Source organism: Streptomyces sp. NPDC008086 (assembly GCF_042957325.1).
Lineage (GTDB): Bacteria > Actinomycetota > Actinomycetes > Streptomycetales > Streptomycetaceae > Streptomyces.
On the sequence record NZ_JBIBIA010000014.1, the window covers coordinates 139,893 to 152,878 of the forward strand.

Genomic DNA, 12,986 nt, shown 5'->3' on the forward strand with positions numbered 1-12,986 from the left:
CCATGGAGGGCGAGAGTTGAAGATCTGGCGGGACAAGCCGGCCCGCAGGGTACTTCTCGCGTTTCGCGGGCCGCTCTCGTTCATTGCCTGAGTGGACGGTTGCCCGTCTCAGGGCTGAACGGCCGAGCGCAGTTCGGGCAGGGTCAGGACCTCGTCCAGCGCGTCGACGTAGAGGTCCACGTGCTCGCGGCGGAAGGTCATGGGCGGTTTGATCTTCAGTACGTTGTCGTGCACGCCATTGGGGAAGACGATGACGCCTCGCTCCTTCATGAGCTCGGTGACCGTGAAGGCCTGCTCAGTGGCCGGCATCTTGGTGGTGCGGTTGCGGACCAGTTCGACGCCGAGGTAGAGCCCTTCCGCCCGCACGTCGCCGATGAGCGGTTGGCGCTGCTGGAGTTCGCGCAGCGACTGGGCGAAGTACCCGCCCACGCTCACGGCGTTCTCCCTCAGCCCGTCCTGCTCGACAATGTCGAGCACGGCCTCGCCGATCGCGCAGGAGACCGGGTTGCCGCCGAAGGTGTTGAAGTACTTCATGCCCGTGTCGAACGCGTCGGCGATCTCCCGAGTCGTGACCACCGCCGCGAGGGGGTGCCCGTTCCCGAGCGGCTTGCCCATCGTGACGATGTCCGGGACCACCCCCTGGAGCTCGAACCCCCACCAGGGCCCGAGTCGTCCGACGCCGACCTGGACCTCGTCGGAGATGCACAGGGCGCCCGCCCGCCTGGCAGCGGTGAACACGCCATCGAGGTAGCCGTCGGGGAACACGATGTTCCCGCCTGACCCCATCAGGGACTCGGCGATGAAGGCGGCCGGGGGTCGTCCGTCGGCCGTGATCCGGTCGATGACAGCCGCGGCGTCGCGCGCGTACTTGGCTCCGGCGTCCGCGTCGTCGTACCCGTAGGTGCTGCGGTAGCGGTCCGGGATGACGACCTCGTGGGTGGTGGCGGGTGCACCGGCGCCGCCGGGGCCCTTGTAACGGTTCGGGCTGATCCCGGTCACCACGCCGGTGTTTCCGTGGTACGCGCCGTCGATGTTGACGATGTGCTGACGACCTGTCACCTGGCGGGCGATCCGTAGCGCCAGGTCGTTCGCCTCGCTGCCGGTGCACACGAGGAAGACGACCTCGAGCGGGTCGGGCAGCGTCGCTACCAGCTTCTGCACGTAACTGGCGATCTGCGGGTAGACGAAACGGCTGTTGGTGTTGAGCTTCCGCAGCTGTCGGGTGGCGGCGGCCGTCACCCGTGGCTCGGCATGGCCGACGTGGGTGACGTTGTTCAGCGAGTCCAGATAGGCCAGACCGTCCTCGTCGTGGAACCACACGTCCCGCCCACGAACGAGGTTCATCGGGGTGCGGTAGTAGTTGCGCTGGGAGCGGGCGATGTGGCGACGGCGCACTGAGACGACGTCGTCGATGGTGGGGACCGCGGCGGGGGATTCGGTGAACCCGAGGAGCCGGGCGGGGTCGGGTGACAGGTGGCTCCACACCTGCCGTGCGGAAGGCGGCACGACACGAGGCGGCGGCCACGTGGCCATCCGCGCGGTGCGGTGGACCTGCACCTGGACGCAGGACCCGAGCGGGTCCGTCTCCTCGCTCGCGCCGGCGCGTCCCAACGGCGCCCCGGCCGGGACCCTCGCCGCGACGGGCGGCGAGTCGGTCAGCCCCCACCAGCACGTCCAGAACTCCTCACCCTCGACCGCGTGTCGCAGCACCAACGGCTCACCGCGACCACCGTGGGACTCGACGACGCCGGACAACGGGCTGGCGACCTCCTCGGCTTCCGCCAGGATCAGCGTGCCGCCGACCTGAACCGTCGCGGGCTCGTCGGCTCCTGGGCGGCGCCGGCCCCCCAGGAGCAGCGAGGCGCTGAGGTGGGGCACGTAGCCGCGCCGTCGCCGTACGTCGAGGATGTCGTCGACGCGCGCGCGGACCGCCCTCGTGTCGTGCCAGTCGACCTCGTCGTAGAGATCACTGTCCGGTCGCAGGTCGAGCTGCCGCGGAGCCGGTGCGTGTGGGGCGCCCTCTCGGGCCGCCTTCGCCAAGACCTCGTCCAACCGCCCCTGCTCCCGCGTCGGGGGGAGCCCACACGCGACCCGGAACGTCGCCTCGGCAACGTCGGGGCAGACCTCGGCCACCTGTGCGATCGTCGGCCAGGTGTGTTGCACGCGGGTCCGCCCGTACGGCGTGTCGCTCTCGGCGACCCGGCGCGTCCACGTCACGGCGTTCATGCACAGCCGGGCGGCCGCCAACGGATAGACAGCCGCCAGTTCCTCAGCCGTGAGGGGGAGCACCGAGTGGAAGCCGGCCACGACTTCGGCCGCCGCGGCGAGCGGGTCGGCCTTGCGGACCATGGCGTAGCCCGCCGCGATCGCCACCTCCGCCGCGCGCACCCCGTAGAGCGAGTCGCCCAGGTCGACGATGCCCGAGATCCGCAGCACCCCGTCCTCGTCGGCGTCGGCCAGGACGTTGGCGTCGTTGAGATCCTGGTGCAGGACGCTCCGCGGCAGTCGGTCCAAGGCCGGCAGGAGATCGTCGTACCAGCCCATGATCGTGCGCACCGACTCCCGCCGGTCCGCGTCCTGGACAGCGTGCAGCGACGCCTCGACGATCTCAGCGGCCCGGCGCAGGTCCCAGTCGTGCGGTTCCAAGCCCACCGGTGGCTCCATGCTGGAGAGTCCGAGGCTCAGCCGCCCAGCGGCTTCTCCCAACTGACGCAGAAGCGCCGCGGGATGGTCGTCGAGATCCGCCAGGACCCGGCCCTCAAGCCAGCTCATCACGCGGACCACGTGCGTTCGGCCCTCGTGGACGACGCCGGCGAGGCACTTCCCGTCGCGTGTCGGGACCAGTCGTGGCACCGGAAGGTCGGGAACGGTGGAGGCCAGATGCTGGAGGAGTGAGTTCTGCCAGAGGACGTCGGCTGAGTCCGGCTCCGCGCGGGTGACCCGTACGAAGTAGCGCATGCCGTCATCGCCGGTGATCCGAACGTTCTGGTCGATCTCCCCGCCCAGTGGGTGCTGGACATATCCTTCGAGTCCGAAGGACTGCCGCAGCACGTGATCGAGAAGCGAGCCCGGCAGTTCGCCGGTGTGACCGGGGATGGTCGTTCCGTCCTGGCCGGTGGTGGTCGCTGAGGTCATCGGTGCGTTCTCTCTCTCGTCGTCAGGTCGCTCATCACTCACCGCGGGCCTGCGTCACGACGCTCGGGCCGTGGCCGGTCCCCCGCCGCCACTTGGGTCGGCCCTGGGCCGACCCTGTCAGTCGGCTCCCGGACGGTCCGATCGACGCGGTTCCCGGGGAGGAAGCGGGAAGGGCGGCCGCGGCTGTGGTCTCGATCGCTTCACGGGCTGCACAGATCTCGACCAGGTCGGCGACCGACAGGTCCAGGCGCACTCCCCCGTTCGGTACTTCGATGCCCCAGTGCCACGGCTGCAGGGGCCCGGACCAGGACGCGCTTCGACACCTGGCCGGCGATCAGGTCCGAGGTGGGCCGTGCGTCAAGGCGGAGCGTTCATCGGGACCGGTCATCAGCTCACGCGGCGGCCGTCATGACGTCCCAGGTGACGTTCTGGTCCTCGACCCTCGCCTTGAGCTCGGCGTAGCCTCTGGGGGAATCCTGGGTGATCTCGATCCCGCTCTGCCTGGCGAACCGGTTGGCTCGGCCGCCTTGGTCATCGCCCCCCTGGTGGGCCCCGTGGCGGAAGGCCGAGACTGACTCGAGGGACGCGGTGGCGGCGAAGTGCAGCCGGTCCTGCACGGGGGACGCGGTGCCTCTCAGCAGCGCCTACTCAAGGTGACGGACTGGGGATCAGGTGCTTACGGAAGCGCCATTGCTGCTCCAAGTGGGTGGTCATTCACGAGCCCTCTCCAGCCCGAGGTGATGCGTCAGTGAAACACCGCGGAGAATCCGGCAACAAGGGACGCGAGGCCGCGACATCGGCCCTGTATTTTGTGCCTGTGCACAATTTCTGGCAGGAAGCCCCACCGGCATGTCAGCGACTTTTCCCGGAGACGGCCCCGTATCCGTCCGGTGACGGCTGTCGTCGCGAGGGGCGGTCCTCATGAGCGGCCCGGGACGCCGCCAGGGTGGGGCCCGGCACGACGCCGTGCAGGCGATCGCGCGCCAGCTCCTCGAGGAACGACTCGACGAACTGACCTCTCGTGCTCTCGCACAGCTGGAAGCCGAGGAGGCCGCCTACGCGTCGGCGGACTGGGACCCGGTCCAGAAACGGGAGGGGATGCGACGAACCCTCGAACTCGCCCTGACCCGGCTGGCCGGCGGTCCTGTGCCCCGGACGGTCTCGCGCGCCACCGAGGACGTGGGACGCGAGCGAGCGGAACAGGCGTTCCCCCTGACCGCTCTGATGCACTCCTTCCAGCTGGACCTCAGGACCCTGTGGGAGGCCGTGCTCGCGGAAGGGCGGGCACGTGGCATCAGCGCCGATCCCGACTTCCTCGACGGGTTGATCCGCGTCTGGGAGGCGACGGACGCCAACAGCGTCGAGGTCGTCGACGCCTACCGCCGCACCGAGCGCGACCTGGCGAGCCGTCGTACGGAGGTGCGCAACCGCGCCTTCAGCCGCCTCGTCCTGGAAGGGGAGCAGGATCCCGCGACGGTCGCCGAGGCCTCGACGTTGCTGGGCTTCTCCGAGCACGTCGCCTTGACCGTGGTCGTGGTCGAATCCGTTCCTACCGGGGACCCGGCTCTGTCCCAGGTCGACGATGCGCTGCGTCGGGGCGGCCTGCTGCGTCACTTCGGATGGATGGGTGACGAGCTCCTCGGCATCATCCGTCACGGACGGTGCGATCAAGAGACCGTGCTTGCCATGCTGCGGCCGTTCGCTCCGTGGCGCTGCGGCGTCGCGGAAGTCCCCGGGCTGGCGCTGACGGCACGGGGCATCCGGTTCGCGCGTGCCGCGATCCGCAGCTCCGCGCAGCCCGGAGTGCGGCATGTGGAGGGCCACTGGGTCGGGGCGATCATGTCGGCGCAGGAGGAGCTCACCGGTGCGATGGCCACCGGCGTGCTGCGCCCACTCCTCGGGCTGCGCGACAGCGACAACATCGTCGAGACCCTGCGCTGGTACCTCGACCTGGGCTCGGTCGCCGAGGTGGCCGCACGCACCTACCGTCACCGGAACACGGTGGGCAACCGCCTGCAGGCCGCGGAAGAGGCGACCGGGCTGAAGCTGTCCAGACCGAACGACGCCGCCCGGCTGGTCCTCGCCCTGGCCTGGCTGGATACGGACGCGGGCGCCCGCTTCCGGGCGACGGTGTCCTGATCCACCGATGGCTGGACGGGTTGCGGAAACCGGCCGGGGACGACGACCGAGAGAGCCGGAGCCGAAGCGCGGCGGTCAGAGGCCAAAGGCCCCTCATGAGGACGGCGGCCTTGGCGGCCGACAGCCCGGTCACGCCGCCGGGCGGCAGCGCGAAGCGGCGGCAGTTCGTGCCGGAGCCGCTCGCGGTGCCTCCCAGAGACTCAGCCGGTTCGGGCGGGGACCGCACCAGGTTCCTGACAGGAAATTGTGCACAGGCACAAAATACGCGGTCGATCTCGCAGCCTCACGTCCCTTGTTGCCGGATTGTTCACGGTGCTTCACTGACGCATCACCTCGGGTCGGAGAAAGGCTCATCGCACTCGGAGCAGTAATGCTGCTGCCGCCGACTACCTGAGCAGCATTCACCGTCCCCGGCCCTGTCCGGGGGCTCGTCCTCCAGCGGCGACCCCTCGGGCACCCCCTCAAGCCCCCCCTGCCCCCTGAACAGGTCGCCGCCAACGCCGCAGCAGCCGCCTGAACTCCCGATGCGGCGGACCTGGCCGCACTCGACGAGATCGTGACTCCCATGGAATGGAGTGTCCGATATGCCTGGAAAGAGGTTGAATACCATGCGTCAGATCGTCACCTTCGATGCCTACGGCACCCTGGTTGACTTCCAGCTCGGCCCCACCACCCTGAAGGTACTGGCCGACCGGCTGGACCTGGACGGCCTGAACGTCGACGAGTTCCTCGACGACTTCCGCGTCATGCGGTTCCAGGCCATCCTGGAGGCCTACCGCCCCTTCCGCGAGGTGCTGCACTCGAGCCTGGAGGCAGCCATGCGTCTCCACGGCCTGGAGTACCGGAAGTCCGACGGCGAGGCCCTGGTCGCGGCCGTGCCCACCTTCGGCCCCCACCCCGAGGTCCCGGCCGCCCTACGGGCGCTGAAGTCCCGGTACGAGATCGCCATCATCTCCAACACGGACGACGACCTCATCGCCCAGAACCTGACCAACATCGGCGTCGAGTTCGACCATGTCATCACCGCCCAGCAGGCCAAGGCGTACAAGCCGTCCCGCCAGACCTTCGAGTACGCCTTCCAGACCATGGATATCGACCCCGCCCAGGTCATCCACGTCGCCCAGGGCTGGGAGTACGACCTCATCCCCACCCGCGACCTCGGCCTCGCACGCCGCGTGTGGATCAACCGCTACGAATTCCACAGCGGCAGCGCCGACTACCAGCCCTACGACGAGCTGCCCAACCTCTCCGGCCTGCCGGCCCTGCTCGGCTGCTGAGGCCGGGCCTCAGAGAAGAACCCTGGACGACCAGGAAGACCCGAGGACGTACGTCATGAAGCAGATCCCCTACCGGCTCGACACAGCTCCTGCCGTCCCCGACCGGACCGGCAAGCCCCTGCCCGAGCAGGCGGACCTGGTGGTCATCGGCGGCGGCCTCACCGGCCTGTCCACCGCCTAGCACGCGGCACGCAACGGCGCCCCCGTCGTCCTCGTGGAGAAGGACAAGGTCGGCTCGGGCGCCTCCGGGCGCAACGGCAGCATGTGTACCCAGGGCATCACCATCAGTCCCGCCGAGGCGCGCAAGCGCTACGGGCAGCCGCGGGCCCGGGAACTGTACGACGCCTTCCGCACGGCGGTGGATGTTGTGGAGGAGCTGACGGTCAAGGAGCAGATCGACTGCGACTTCCACCGCGTAGGGCGTCTGGGAGTCGCGTTCAAGCCGCAGCACTTCGAGAACATGCGAGCCAAGCAGCGCGACCTGGCCGACAACTTCGGCCACGACACCACGCTACTGAGCAAGAGCGATCTGCGTGCCGAGCTGGGCTCCGACTACTACCACGGAGCCCTGCTCGACCCGCTCAGCACGCACCTTCACGTCGGCAAATACGTCCATGGCCTGGCCGGGGCCGCCGAACGCGCCGGGGCTGAGATCCACGAACGCAACGCCGGCAGCGCGCTGCACCGCATGCCCGAGGGCGGTTTCCTCGTCGAGACCCTGCACGGCACCATCCGCGCCACGCAGGTCATGGCGGCCACCGACGCCTACAGCGACAAGGCCATGCCCTGGTTCCGCAAGTGGCTGATCAACGTCGGCAGCTTCGTCATCGTCACCGAGCCGCTGGGCGAGGAGCGGGCCCGGCAGCTCATCCCCAACAACCGCGTGGTCGTGGACTCCAAGAACATCGGCCACTACATCCGCCTCACCCCGGACAACCGCCTCGCCTTCGGCGGCCGGGCCCGCTTCGCCCCCTCCTGCGCGATCTCGGTGCGGCGGAGCTCGTCCGTCCCGGAGGGGAGCCTTCCTCGCGCACCTCCAGCGTGTCCAGGAGCAGTTCGCGGCGTGGGGCGACCGCCCAGCCCTCCGGCTCGCGGGCCTGTGCCACGCGTACTACGGCACCGACGGCTTCCCCACCGCGCTGCTGTCCCTGGACCGCCGTGCCGAACTCGCGGCGGTGATCGGAGCCGAGGCCGAAGCCATCGTGGATCTCTACGGCTCGTGCGACCGGAAACCCACCTATTCAGCACTGACGGATGCCGATGGCTACGTCCATGACCGGTTCACCGGTCACGCCGGCCTCCCCGAACCTCAACGGTGTCACGACATCGCCGAGCTCGCGGCCGCCGACGAACTCGACCTCGCCTGCATCGACCCGTCCTTCCGGGAACAGTGGGGAGGCGAACTCCTCTCCCTGTTCACCCGCTTTCGCCCTCTGCTCAGCCAGCCTGCCTGGTCGTCCTGCGATGCCGTTCTTACCTCGCAGCCATCCGCAGAGCTTGAAGAGAACAGGCAGTCTCATGGAGACCACGCCATATGTCCGGGCACATCACCTGCCCCCAACCCCAGTTGAGAGCCGGATCCCCCCCACGTCTAGGCCTCGGCCCGGGCTCCGATCGAGTCCAGGGCGGCGGTCACCGTCTTGCGCAGGGTCGAGGCATCCGCACCGGCGCGGGAGCGCAGGTTGACGCCGTAGGCGAGCAGCGACAGCAGATCCGCGGACGCTCCCGGATCGGCACCGGGCGACAGCTGGTCCTGGCCGTCGGCGGTGACGAGGGCGGCATGCAGCGCGTCACGCAACTCCTGGTGGTGCTGGTCAAGGACGGCGCGCACCTCAGGGTCGCTGTTCTCCACCCCGGCGTGCGCGTTGGAGACCATGCAGCCCCAGCGGGCGTACTCCCCCGAGCAGCGGGCCTCGATCAGGCCGTCGAAGAACTCGAAGACGGCCGGCAGGCCCCGCTCATCCTCGGCCAGGCGCCGGAACATCGGCTGCGAGCGCTGCTGCAGATAGCGGCGCAGCGCGGCGAGGTAGAGCTCCTGCTTGCCGCCGAACGTGGCGTACAGGCTGGAGCGGTTGAGACCGGTCGCGGTCACCACGTCCTGGATCCCGGTCGAGGCCACGCCCTGCCGCCAGAACAGCCGCACCACGGTCTCCAGGGTGGCGTCCGGATCGAAGTGCTTGATGTCCGGCATGGTTCACTCCACCATCCTGAAATGAGGATTCCAAGATACTCCCGGTTCAGCCCGCCGCGAAGGCGCCGACAGGTACAGAGCGAGCGGGACAGGCCCCCCAGCATGAAGGCATCCAGCTTCTTCCACCGCCCGCTCACGAGCCTCTGACCCACCGGCACCTCCGCACGACTGGCGCGGAACCACTCATGCCCCTATCTTGGAACGGTCATTTCAAGATTTGATGGGTCCGCTCCAGTCACCGACCAGGAGGCACCAACCCCATGACCACCCTCAACTCCGAACTGCGCACCTTCTACGCAGCCCGCCAACAGCAGATTCCCGCCGAGGTCCGACAGATCATGCGGCGCGCCGGCCAGGAACTCGCCGACTCCGGCCAGGCCGACCGCGCCCTGACCGTCGGCGCCCAGGCCCCGCGCTTCCGCCTGCCGACCGCGACCGGGCAGACCGTGGTCCTGGACGACCTGCTCACCGGCGGACCGGTCGTGCTCACCTTCTACCGCGGCGCCTGGTGCCCGTACTGCAACATCGCCCTGCGCTCCCTCCAGCAGCACCACGAGGCGATCACCGCCCGCGGCGCCCACCTGGTGGCCGTCTCCCCGCAGATCCCCGACGAGTCCCTCACCCTGACCGAGAAGCACGAGCTGGCCTTCGACGTCCTCAGCGACATCGGCTCCGACACCGCCAAGAGCTACGGCCTCGCCTTCGACCTCCCCGACGACCTCGCCGCCGTCTACGACAAGCTCGGCTTCGACCTCCAGCGCGTCAACGACGGCCACCCACGCACCCTTCCGCTACCCGCCACCTACGTCATCGACCGCGACGGCCTGATCCGCTGGGCCTTCGTCACCGCCGACTACACCACCCGCGCCGAACCGGCCGACATCCTCGCCGCCCTCGACGCCCTGAACTGAGCCGACGGGGCGACGGTATCGGCCCTCGTCAACCGCCGCGCCAGCCAGGAACTCCGCAACCAGGTCAGGCCGTACGGGTCGTATCCCAACTCCCCAGGGATGCCACAGCCGTCGCTCCGACCACGCCCCAAGCAGGGGCCAGCCAGTCCAGCGCCGTAGCCCGGTCGCAGATGACGGGACACGGCGTGAACGGGGCGACGAGCACGCCACGGGCGAGGAGGAGCTCCAGGATCGCCCGGCCGCTCACGATGCGGCCGGGCGAGCAGCTCGGCACCGTCCCTCTCAAGGACGTCGAAAACGATCAGGTACGCGGGCGGTCGACTGCGGCCTCGACGGCGTTATGGCTTCGGCGGCGCTACGGCTTCGGCGGCGGGATCGGCACTGCAACTCACCGAAATACAGCCCTCCGTGACGCCCCTGTTCTAGATGTGGGCGGCCGGTGAGCCCCGCTCCAAGCGGGCGTCCAGGGTGGCGGCGAAGTCTTCGGCGCGGGCCAGTTGGACGCGCAGCTTCTCCACCTGTTCGGCGGCTGCCTGCTGGTAGGTGCGGATGCGCTCGAGCAGGGCCCCGCGTTCGCTGTCGTCGAGTGCCTCGTCGCTGTCCAGGCGGTCAGTGGCGTCCAGCAGGTCGCGCATCTCCTCCAGGGTGAAGCCGAGGGGTTTCATCCGGCGGATGACCATGAGCCGGGCGACGTCGGTCTCGGTGTAGAGGCGGAAGCCGCCCTGGGAACGGGCAGAGGGGATGACCAGGCCGGTTTCCTCGTAGTGCCGGATGGTCCGCAAGGAGAGCTCCGTCCGCGCGGCGACCTCGCCGATCTGCATGTGCTTGCCGTCCACGCCCGCGGTTCCTGGCCCTTCTCCTCGGGACGGGTCACGTCCTGCGCGACCCCTCCGAACTCTACTCTAACGTTAGGGTAGAGTTGCTGATGCGGAGGGCGGCCCGGCCGTCCCGCTACTGCCGTTCCGGGGCCGACGGCGCCCCCGGCGATGATCCGATTCTTGCAGGAGAGAGCGTGCGTGATCCCATGACGCTGATCGCCGCCGCCTGCCCGCCGTGAGCCTTCGCCCCCTGCGTGAGTCGCCCGGCCGCCTCGTGCGCACCGCCCACCTCACACGCTTGCACCCCATGTGACTTCCGGCCCGTTTCCCGGGCTGCCAGCGGAGCGCCGACCCGGCCTCCGCGCGTCCCGCACACCCCCGGCCGTTGCCGACGGGTGTGCCCGAGCACGACAGGTACGCATCTCCTTGTCTTCTGCTGCTGTGTCTCCTGCCGCGCGGTTGCGCGGTCTGCGTCCCGACTGGTTGAACAACCCGAAGATCTGGCGCACCGAAGTCCTGGCCGGCCTGGTCGTCGCCCTCGCGCTGATTCCCGAGGCGATCTCGTTCTCGATCATCGCTGGGGTCGACCCGGCGATCGGACTGTTCGCGTCGTTCACCATGGCCGTGACGATCTCCATCGTCGGCGGCCGACGCGCCATGATCTCCGCCGCGACGGGTGCCGTTGCCCTCGTCATCGCGCCGCTGAACCGGGAACACGGCTTCGGCTACCTGGTGGCCGCCGTCATCCTGGCCGGCGTCTTCCAGGTCGTCCTCGGCACGCTCGGGGTCGCCAAGCTGATGCGGTTCGTGCCGCGCAGTGTGATGGTCGGCTTCGTCAACGCGCTCGCCGTCCTGATCTTCATGGCGCAGGTGCCGGAGATGCACGACGTGCCGTGGGCCGTCTACCCGCTGATCGCCGGCGGGCTCGGGCTGATGGTGTTCTTCCCGAGGGTCACCAAGGTGATCCCGGCGCCGCTCGTCTCCATCATCATCCTCACCGTGATCACGGTGGCGGCCGGGATCTCGGTGCCGACCGTCGGCGACAAGGGGGCCCTGCCGTCCTCGCTGCCCACCCCCGGCCTGCCGGACGTGCCGTTCACCCTCGACACCCTCACCACCGTCGCACCCTACGCCCTCGCCATGGCGCTGGTCGGCCTGATGGAGTCGCTGATGACCGCCAAGCTGGTCGACGAGATCACCGACACCCGATCCAACAAGACCCGTGAGTCCATCGGTCAGGGCATCGCCAACATCGTCACCGGCTTCTTCGGCGGCATGGGCGGCTGCGCCATGATCGGACAGACGATGATCAACGTACGGGTGTCCGGAGCCCGCACCCGGCTCTCGACCTTCCTCGCCGGCGCCTTCCTGATGGTGCTGTGCATCGCCTTCGGCCCGGTCGTCTCCGACATTCCCATGGCCGCGCTCGTCGCCGTGATGGTGATGGTGTCCTTCGCGACCTTCGACTGGCACTCCATCGCCCCCAAGACGCTCAAGCGCATGCCGGCCGGGGAGATCACCGTCATGGCGCTCACCGTTGCCGTCGTGGTCGCCACGCACAACCTCGCCATCGGCGTCGTCGTCGGCACCATCACCGCCATGGTGATCTTCGCCAAGCGTGTCGCGCACCTCGCCGAGGTCACCGCGGTCGTCGACCCCGACGGCAGCACGGTTGTCTACCGGGTCACGGGTGAGCTGTTCTTCGCCTCCTCCAACGACCTGGTCACGCAGTTCAACTACGCCACCGACCCGGACAAGGTCGTCATCGACCTGTCCGACACCCACATCTGGGACGCCTCCTCCGTCGCCGCCCTGGACTCGATCGAGACCAAGTACGCCCAGCGCGGCAAGGAAGTCGAGATCGTCGGTCTGAACCAGCCCAGTGCCCAGATCCACCAGAAGCTCAGCGGTGAACTCACCGGCAGCCACTGACCTCCAGCACCGCGTTCACCGAGACCCCGGCCAACCGGCCGGGGCCCTGTCGGCTCCACCCAAAAGCCCTGCGCGGGCGAAGGGCCGCGGTAGGTGCCGAAGGTCCACAAGTTGGCCTCCGGATCCTGCACATGCACACGAATACGGCCGCGCCCAACCCGAACCGGGCCTCGTGCGGCGCTTCGAGGACCTCGCCGCCGGCGGCGACCACCCGGCGGCCACCGCGCCCACGTCGCCGCTCACCACGTAGACCGCCGTGGTTCCCGCCCACATCCGTCCATGCACGCCGTCCGTATGCCGGGTCGCACCGAACACCAGCGCACCACCCACCAGGCCAGCGCAGTTCGGCATGCCCGATCCCGCCGCGCTGATCCGCCGCCACCACCTGTGTTGAGTGAGGCGCCTGCGCTGGACGGGAGCTCGTCGCGCCGCACGAGGGGCGGCTGCACTTCGGAGAACCGCGGCGCCGTGCCCGCCGTCGGAGGCTCCGTGCTCTCGCTGCCGCGGCCGACCGACCTGCCTACTTGATCTCTTCGATGTCCAGGAGACCGGGGACACCGAACTACTCCCCCAGGGCCGCAGC

General features: G+C 69.2%; 10 protein-coding genes and 2 pseudogenes. 7 read left to right on the plus strand and 5 right to left on the minus strand.

Annotation, left to right across the window (positions count from 1 at the left end; genetic code table 11):
• Nucleotides 1-108 precede the first annotated feature (108 nt).
• Together ACFZBP_RS37910 and ACFZBP_RS37915 are read right to left on the minus strand one after the other, a co-directional pair.
• A complete protein-coding gene (locus ACFZBP_RS37910) occupies nucleotides 109-3,135 on the minus strand; it encodes an aminotransferase class III-fold pyridoxal phosphate-dependent enzyme (RefSeq protein WP_391420335.1) in 3,027 nt (1,008 codons plus the stop codon).
• A gap of 392 nt (nucleotides 3,136-3,527) precedes the next feature.
• A complete protein-coding gene (locus ACFZBP_RS37915; RefSeq protein WP_391420337.1) occupies nucleotides 3,528-3,752 on the minus strand; it encodes a hypothetical protein in 225 nt (74 codons plus the stop codon).
• Between the two features lie 304 nt (nucleotides 3,753-4,056).
• Between ACFZBP_RS37915 and ACFZBP_RS37920 the strand changes: the two genes are divergently transcribed.
• The 5 genes and pseudogenes from ACFZBP_RS37920 to ACFZBP_RS37940 form a co-directional block, all read left to right on the plus strand.
• Nucleotides 4,057-5,274: a helix-turn-helix domain-containing protein gene (locus ACFZBP_RS37920; protein WP_391420339.1), complete on the plus strand. Its 1,218-nt coding sequence runs from the start codon at nucleotides 4,057-4,059 to the stop codon at nucleotides 5,272-5,274.
• 608 nt (nucleotides 5,275-5,882) lie between these two features.
• A complete protein-coding gene (locus ACFZBP_RS37925; protein ID WP_391420342.1) occupies nucleotides 5,883-6,551 on the plus strand; it encodes a haloacid dehalogenase type II in 669 nt (222 codons plus the stop codon).
• A 55-nt stretch (nucleotides 6,552-6,606) separates the two neighbouring features.
• Nucleotides 6,607-6,732 (plus strand): hypothetical protein, encoded by a 126-nt coding sequence (locus tag ACFZBP_RS37930; protein ID WP_391420344.1) that lies wholly within the window; start codon nucleotides 6,607-6,609, stop codon nucleotides 6,730-6,732.
• A gap of 33 nt (nucleotides 6,733-6,765) precedes the next feature.
• Nucleotides 6,766-7,455, plus strand: a pseudogene (locus tag ACFZBP_RS37935) (NAD(P)/FAD-dependent oxidoreductase); the annotation flags it as partial.
• A gap of 163 nt (nucleotides 7,456-7,618) precedes the next feature.
• A pseudogene (locus ACFZBP_RS37940) lies at nucleotides 7,619-7,720 on the plus strand (DUF6817 domain-containing protein); the annotation flags it as partial.
• A 72-nt stretch (nucleotides 7,721-7,792) separates the two neighbouring features.
• On the opposite strand, the gene ACFZBP_RS37945 reads toward ACFZBP_RS37940, so the two are convergent.
• Both ACFZBP_RS37945 and ACFZBP_RS37950 read right to left on the minus strand, forming a co-directional pair.
• Complete coding sequence (locus ACFZBP_RS37945; protein ID WP_391420346.1) at nucleotides 7,793-8,071, minus strand: hypothetical protein; 279 nt, start codon at nucleotides 8,069-8,071, stop codon at nucleotides 7,793-7,795.
• A 71-nt stretch (nucleotides 8,072-8,142) separates the two neighbouring features.
• A complete protein-coding gene (locus tag ACFZBP_RS37950) occupies nucleotides 8,143-8,742 on the minus strand; it encodes a TetR family transcriptional regulator C-terminal domain-containing protein (protein ID WP_391420348.1) in 600 nt (199 codons plus the stop codon).
• 260 nt (nucleotides 8,743-9,002) lie between these two features.
• On the opposite strand from ACFZBP_RS37950, the gene ACFZBP_RS37955 reads away from it, so the two are divergent.
• The gene (locus tag ACFZBP_RS37955) at nucleotides 9,003-9,653 is read left to right on the plus strand and encodes a redoxin domain-containing protein (RefSeq protein ID WP_391420351.1); all 651 of its coding nucleotides are present in this window, start codon (nucleotides 9,003-9,005) and stop codon (nucleotides 9,651-9,653) included.
• 422 nt (nucleotides 9,654-10,075) lie between these two features.
• On the opposite strand, the gene ACFZBP_RS37960 is transcribed toward ACFZBP_RS37955, so the two are convergent.
• Nucleotides 10,076-10,489 carry a MerR family transcriptional regulator gene (locus ACFZBP_RS37960; RefSeq protein WP_383460937.1) on the minus strand — a complete coding sequence of 138 codons (414 nt, stop codon included), beginning with the start codon at nucleotides 10,487-10,489 and terminating at the stop codon, nucleotides 10,076-10,078.
• Between the two features lie 423 nt (nucleotides 10,490-10,912).
• On the opposite strand from ACFZBP_RS37960, the gene ACFZBP_RS37965 reads away from it, so the two are divergent.
• Entirely contained in the window at nucleotides 10,913-12,403 is a 1,491-nt protein-coding gene (locus ACFZBP_RS37965) for a SulP family inorganic anion transporter (RefSeq protein ID WP_391420354.1), read from the plus strand.
• The last annotated feature ends 583 nt before the right edge of the window (nucleotides 12,404-12,986 follow it).

What these genes read in the sequence shown, in the direction of transcription:
- ACFZBP_RS37910 (WP_391420335.1), bottom strand. Translation starts at nt 3,135, where the DNA reads ATGACCTCAGCGACCACCACCGGCCAGGACGGAACGACCATCCCCGGT.
- ACFZBP_RS37920 (WP_391420339.1), top strand. Translation starts at nt 4,057, where the DNA reads ATGAGCGGCCCGGGACGCCGCCAGGGTGGGGCCCGGCACGACGCCGTG.
- ACFZBP_RS37925 (WP_391420342.1), top strand. Translation starts at nt 5,883, where the DNA reads ATGCGTCAGATCGTCACCTTCGATGCCTACGGCACCCTGGTTGACTTC.
- ACFZBP_RS37930 (WP_391420344.1), top strand. Translation starts at nt 6,607, where the DNA reads ATGAAGCAGATCCCCTACCGGCTCGACACAGCTCCTGCCGTCCCCGAC.
- ACFZBP_RS37945 (WP_391420346.1), bottom strand. Translation starts at nt 8,071, where the DNA reads ATGAGACTGCCTGTTCTCTTCAAGCTCTGCGGATGGCTGCGAGGTAAG.
- ACFZBP_RS37950 (WP_391420348.1), bottom strand. Translation starts at nt 8,742, where the DNA reads ATGCCGGACATCAAGCACTTCGATCCGGACGCCACCCTGGAGACCGTG.
- ACFZBP_RS37955 (WP_391420351.1), top strand. Translation starts at nt 9,003, where the DNA reads ATGACCACCCTCAACTCCGAACTGCGCACCTTCTACGCAGCCCGCCAA.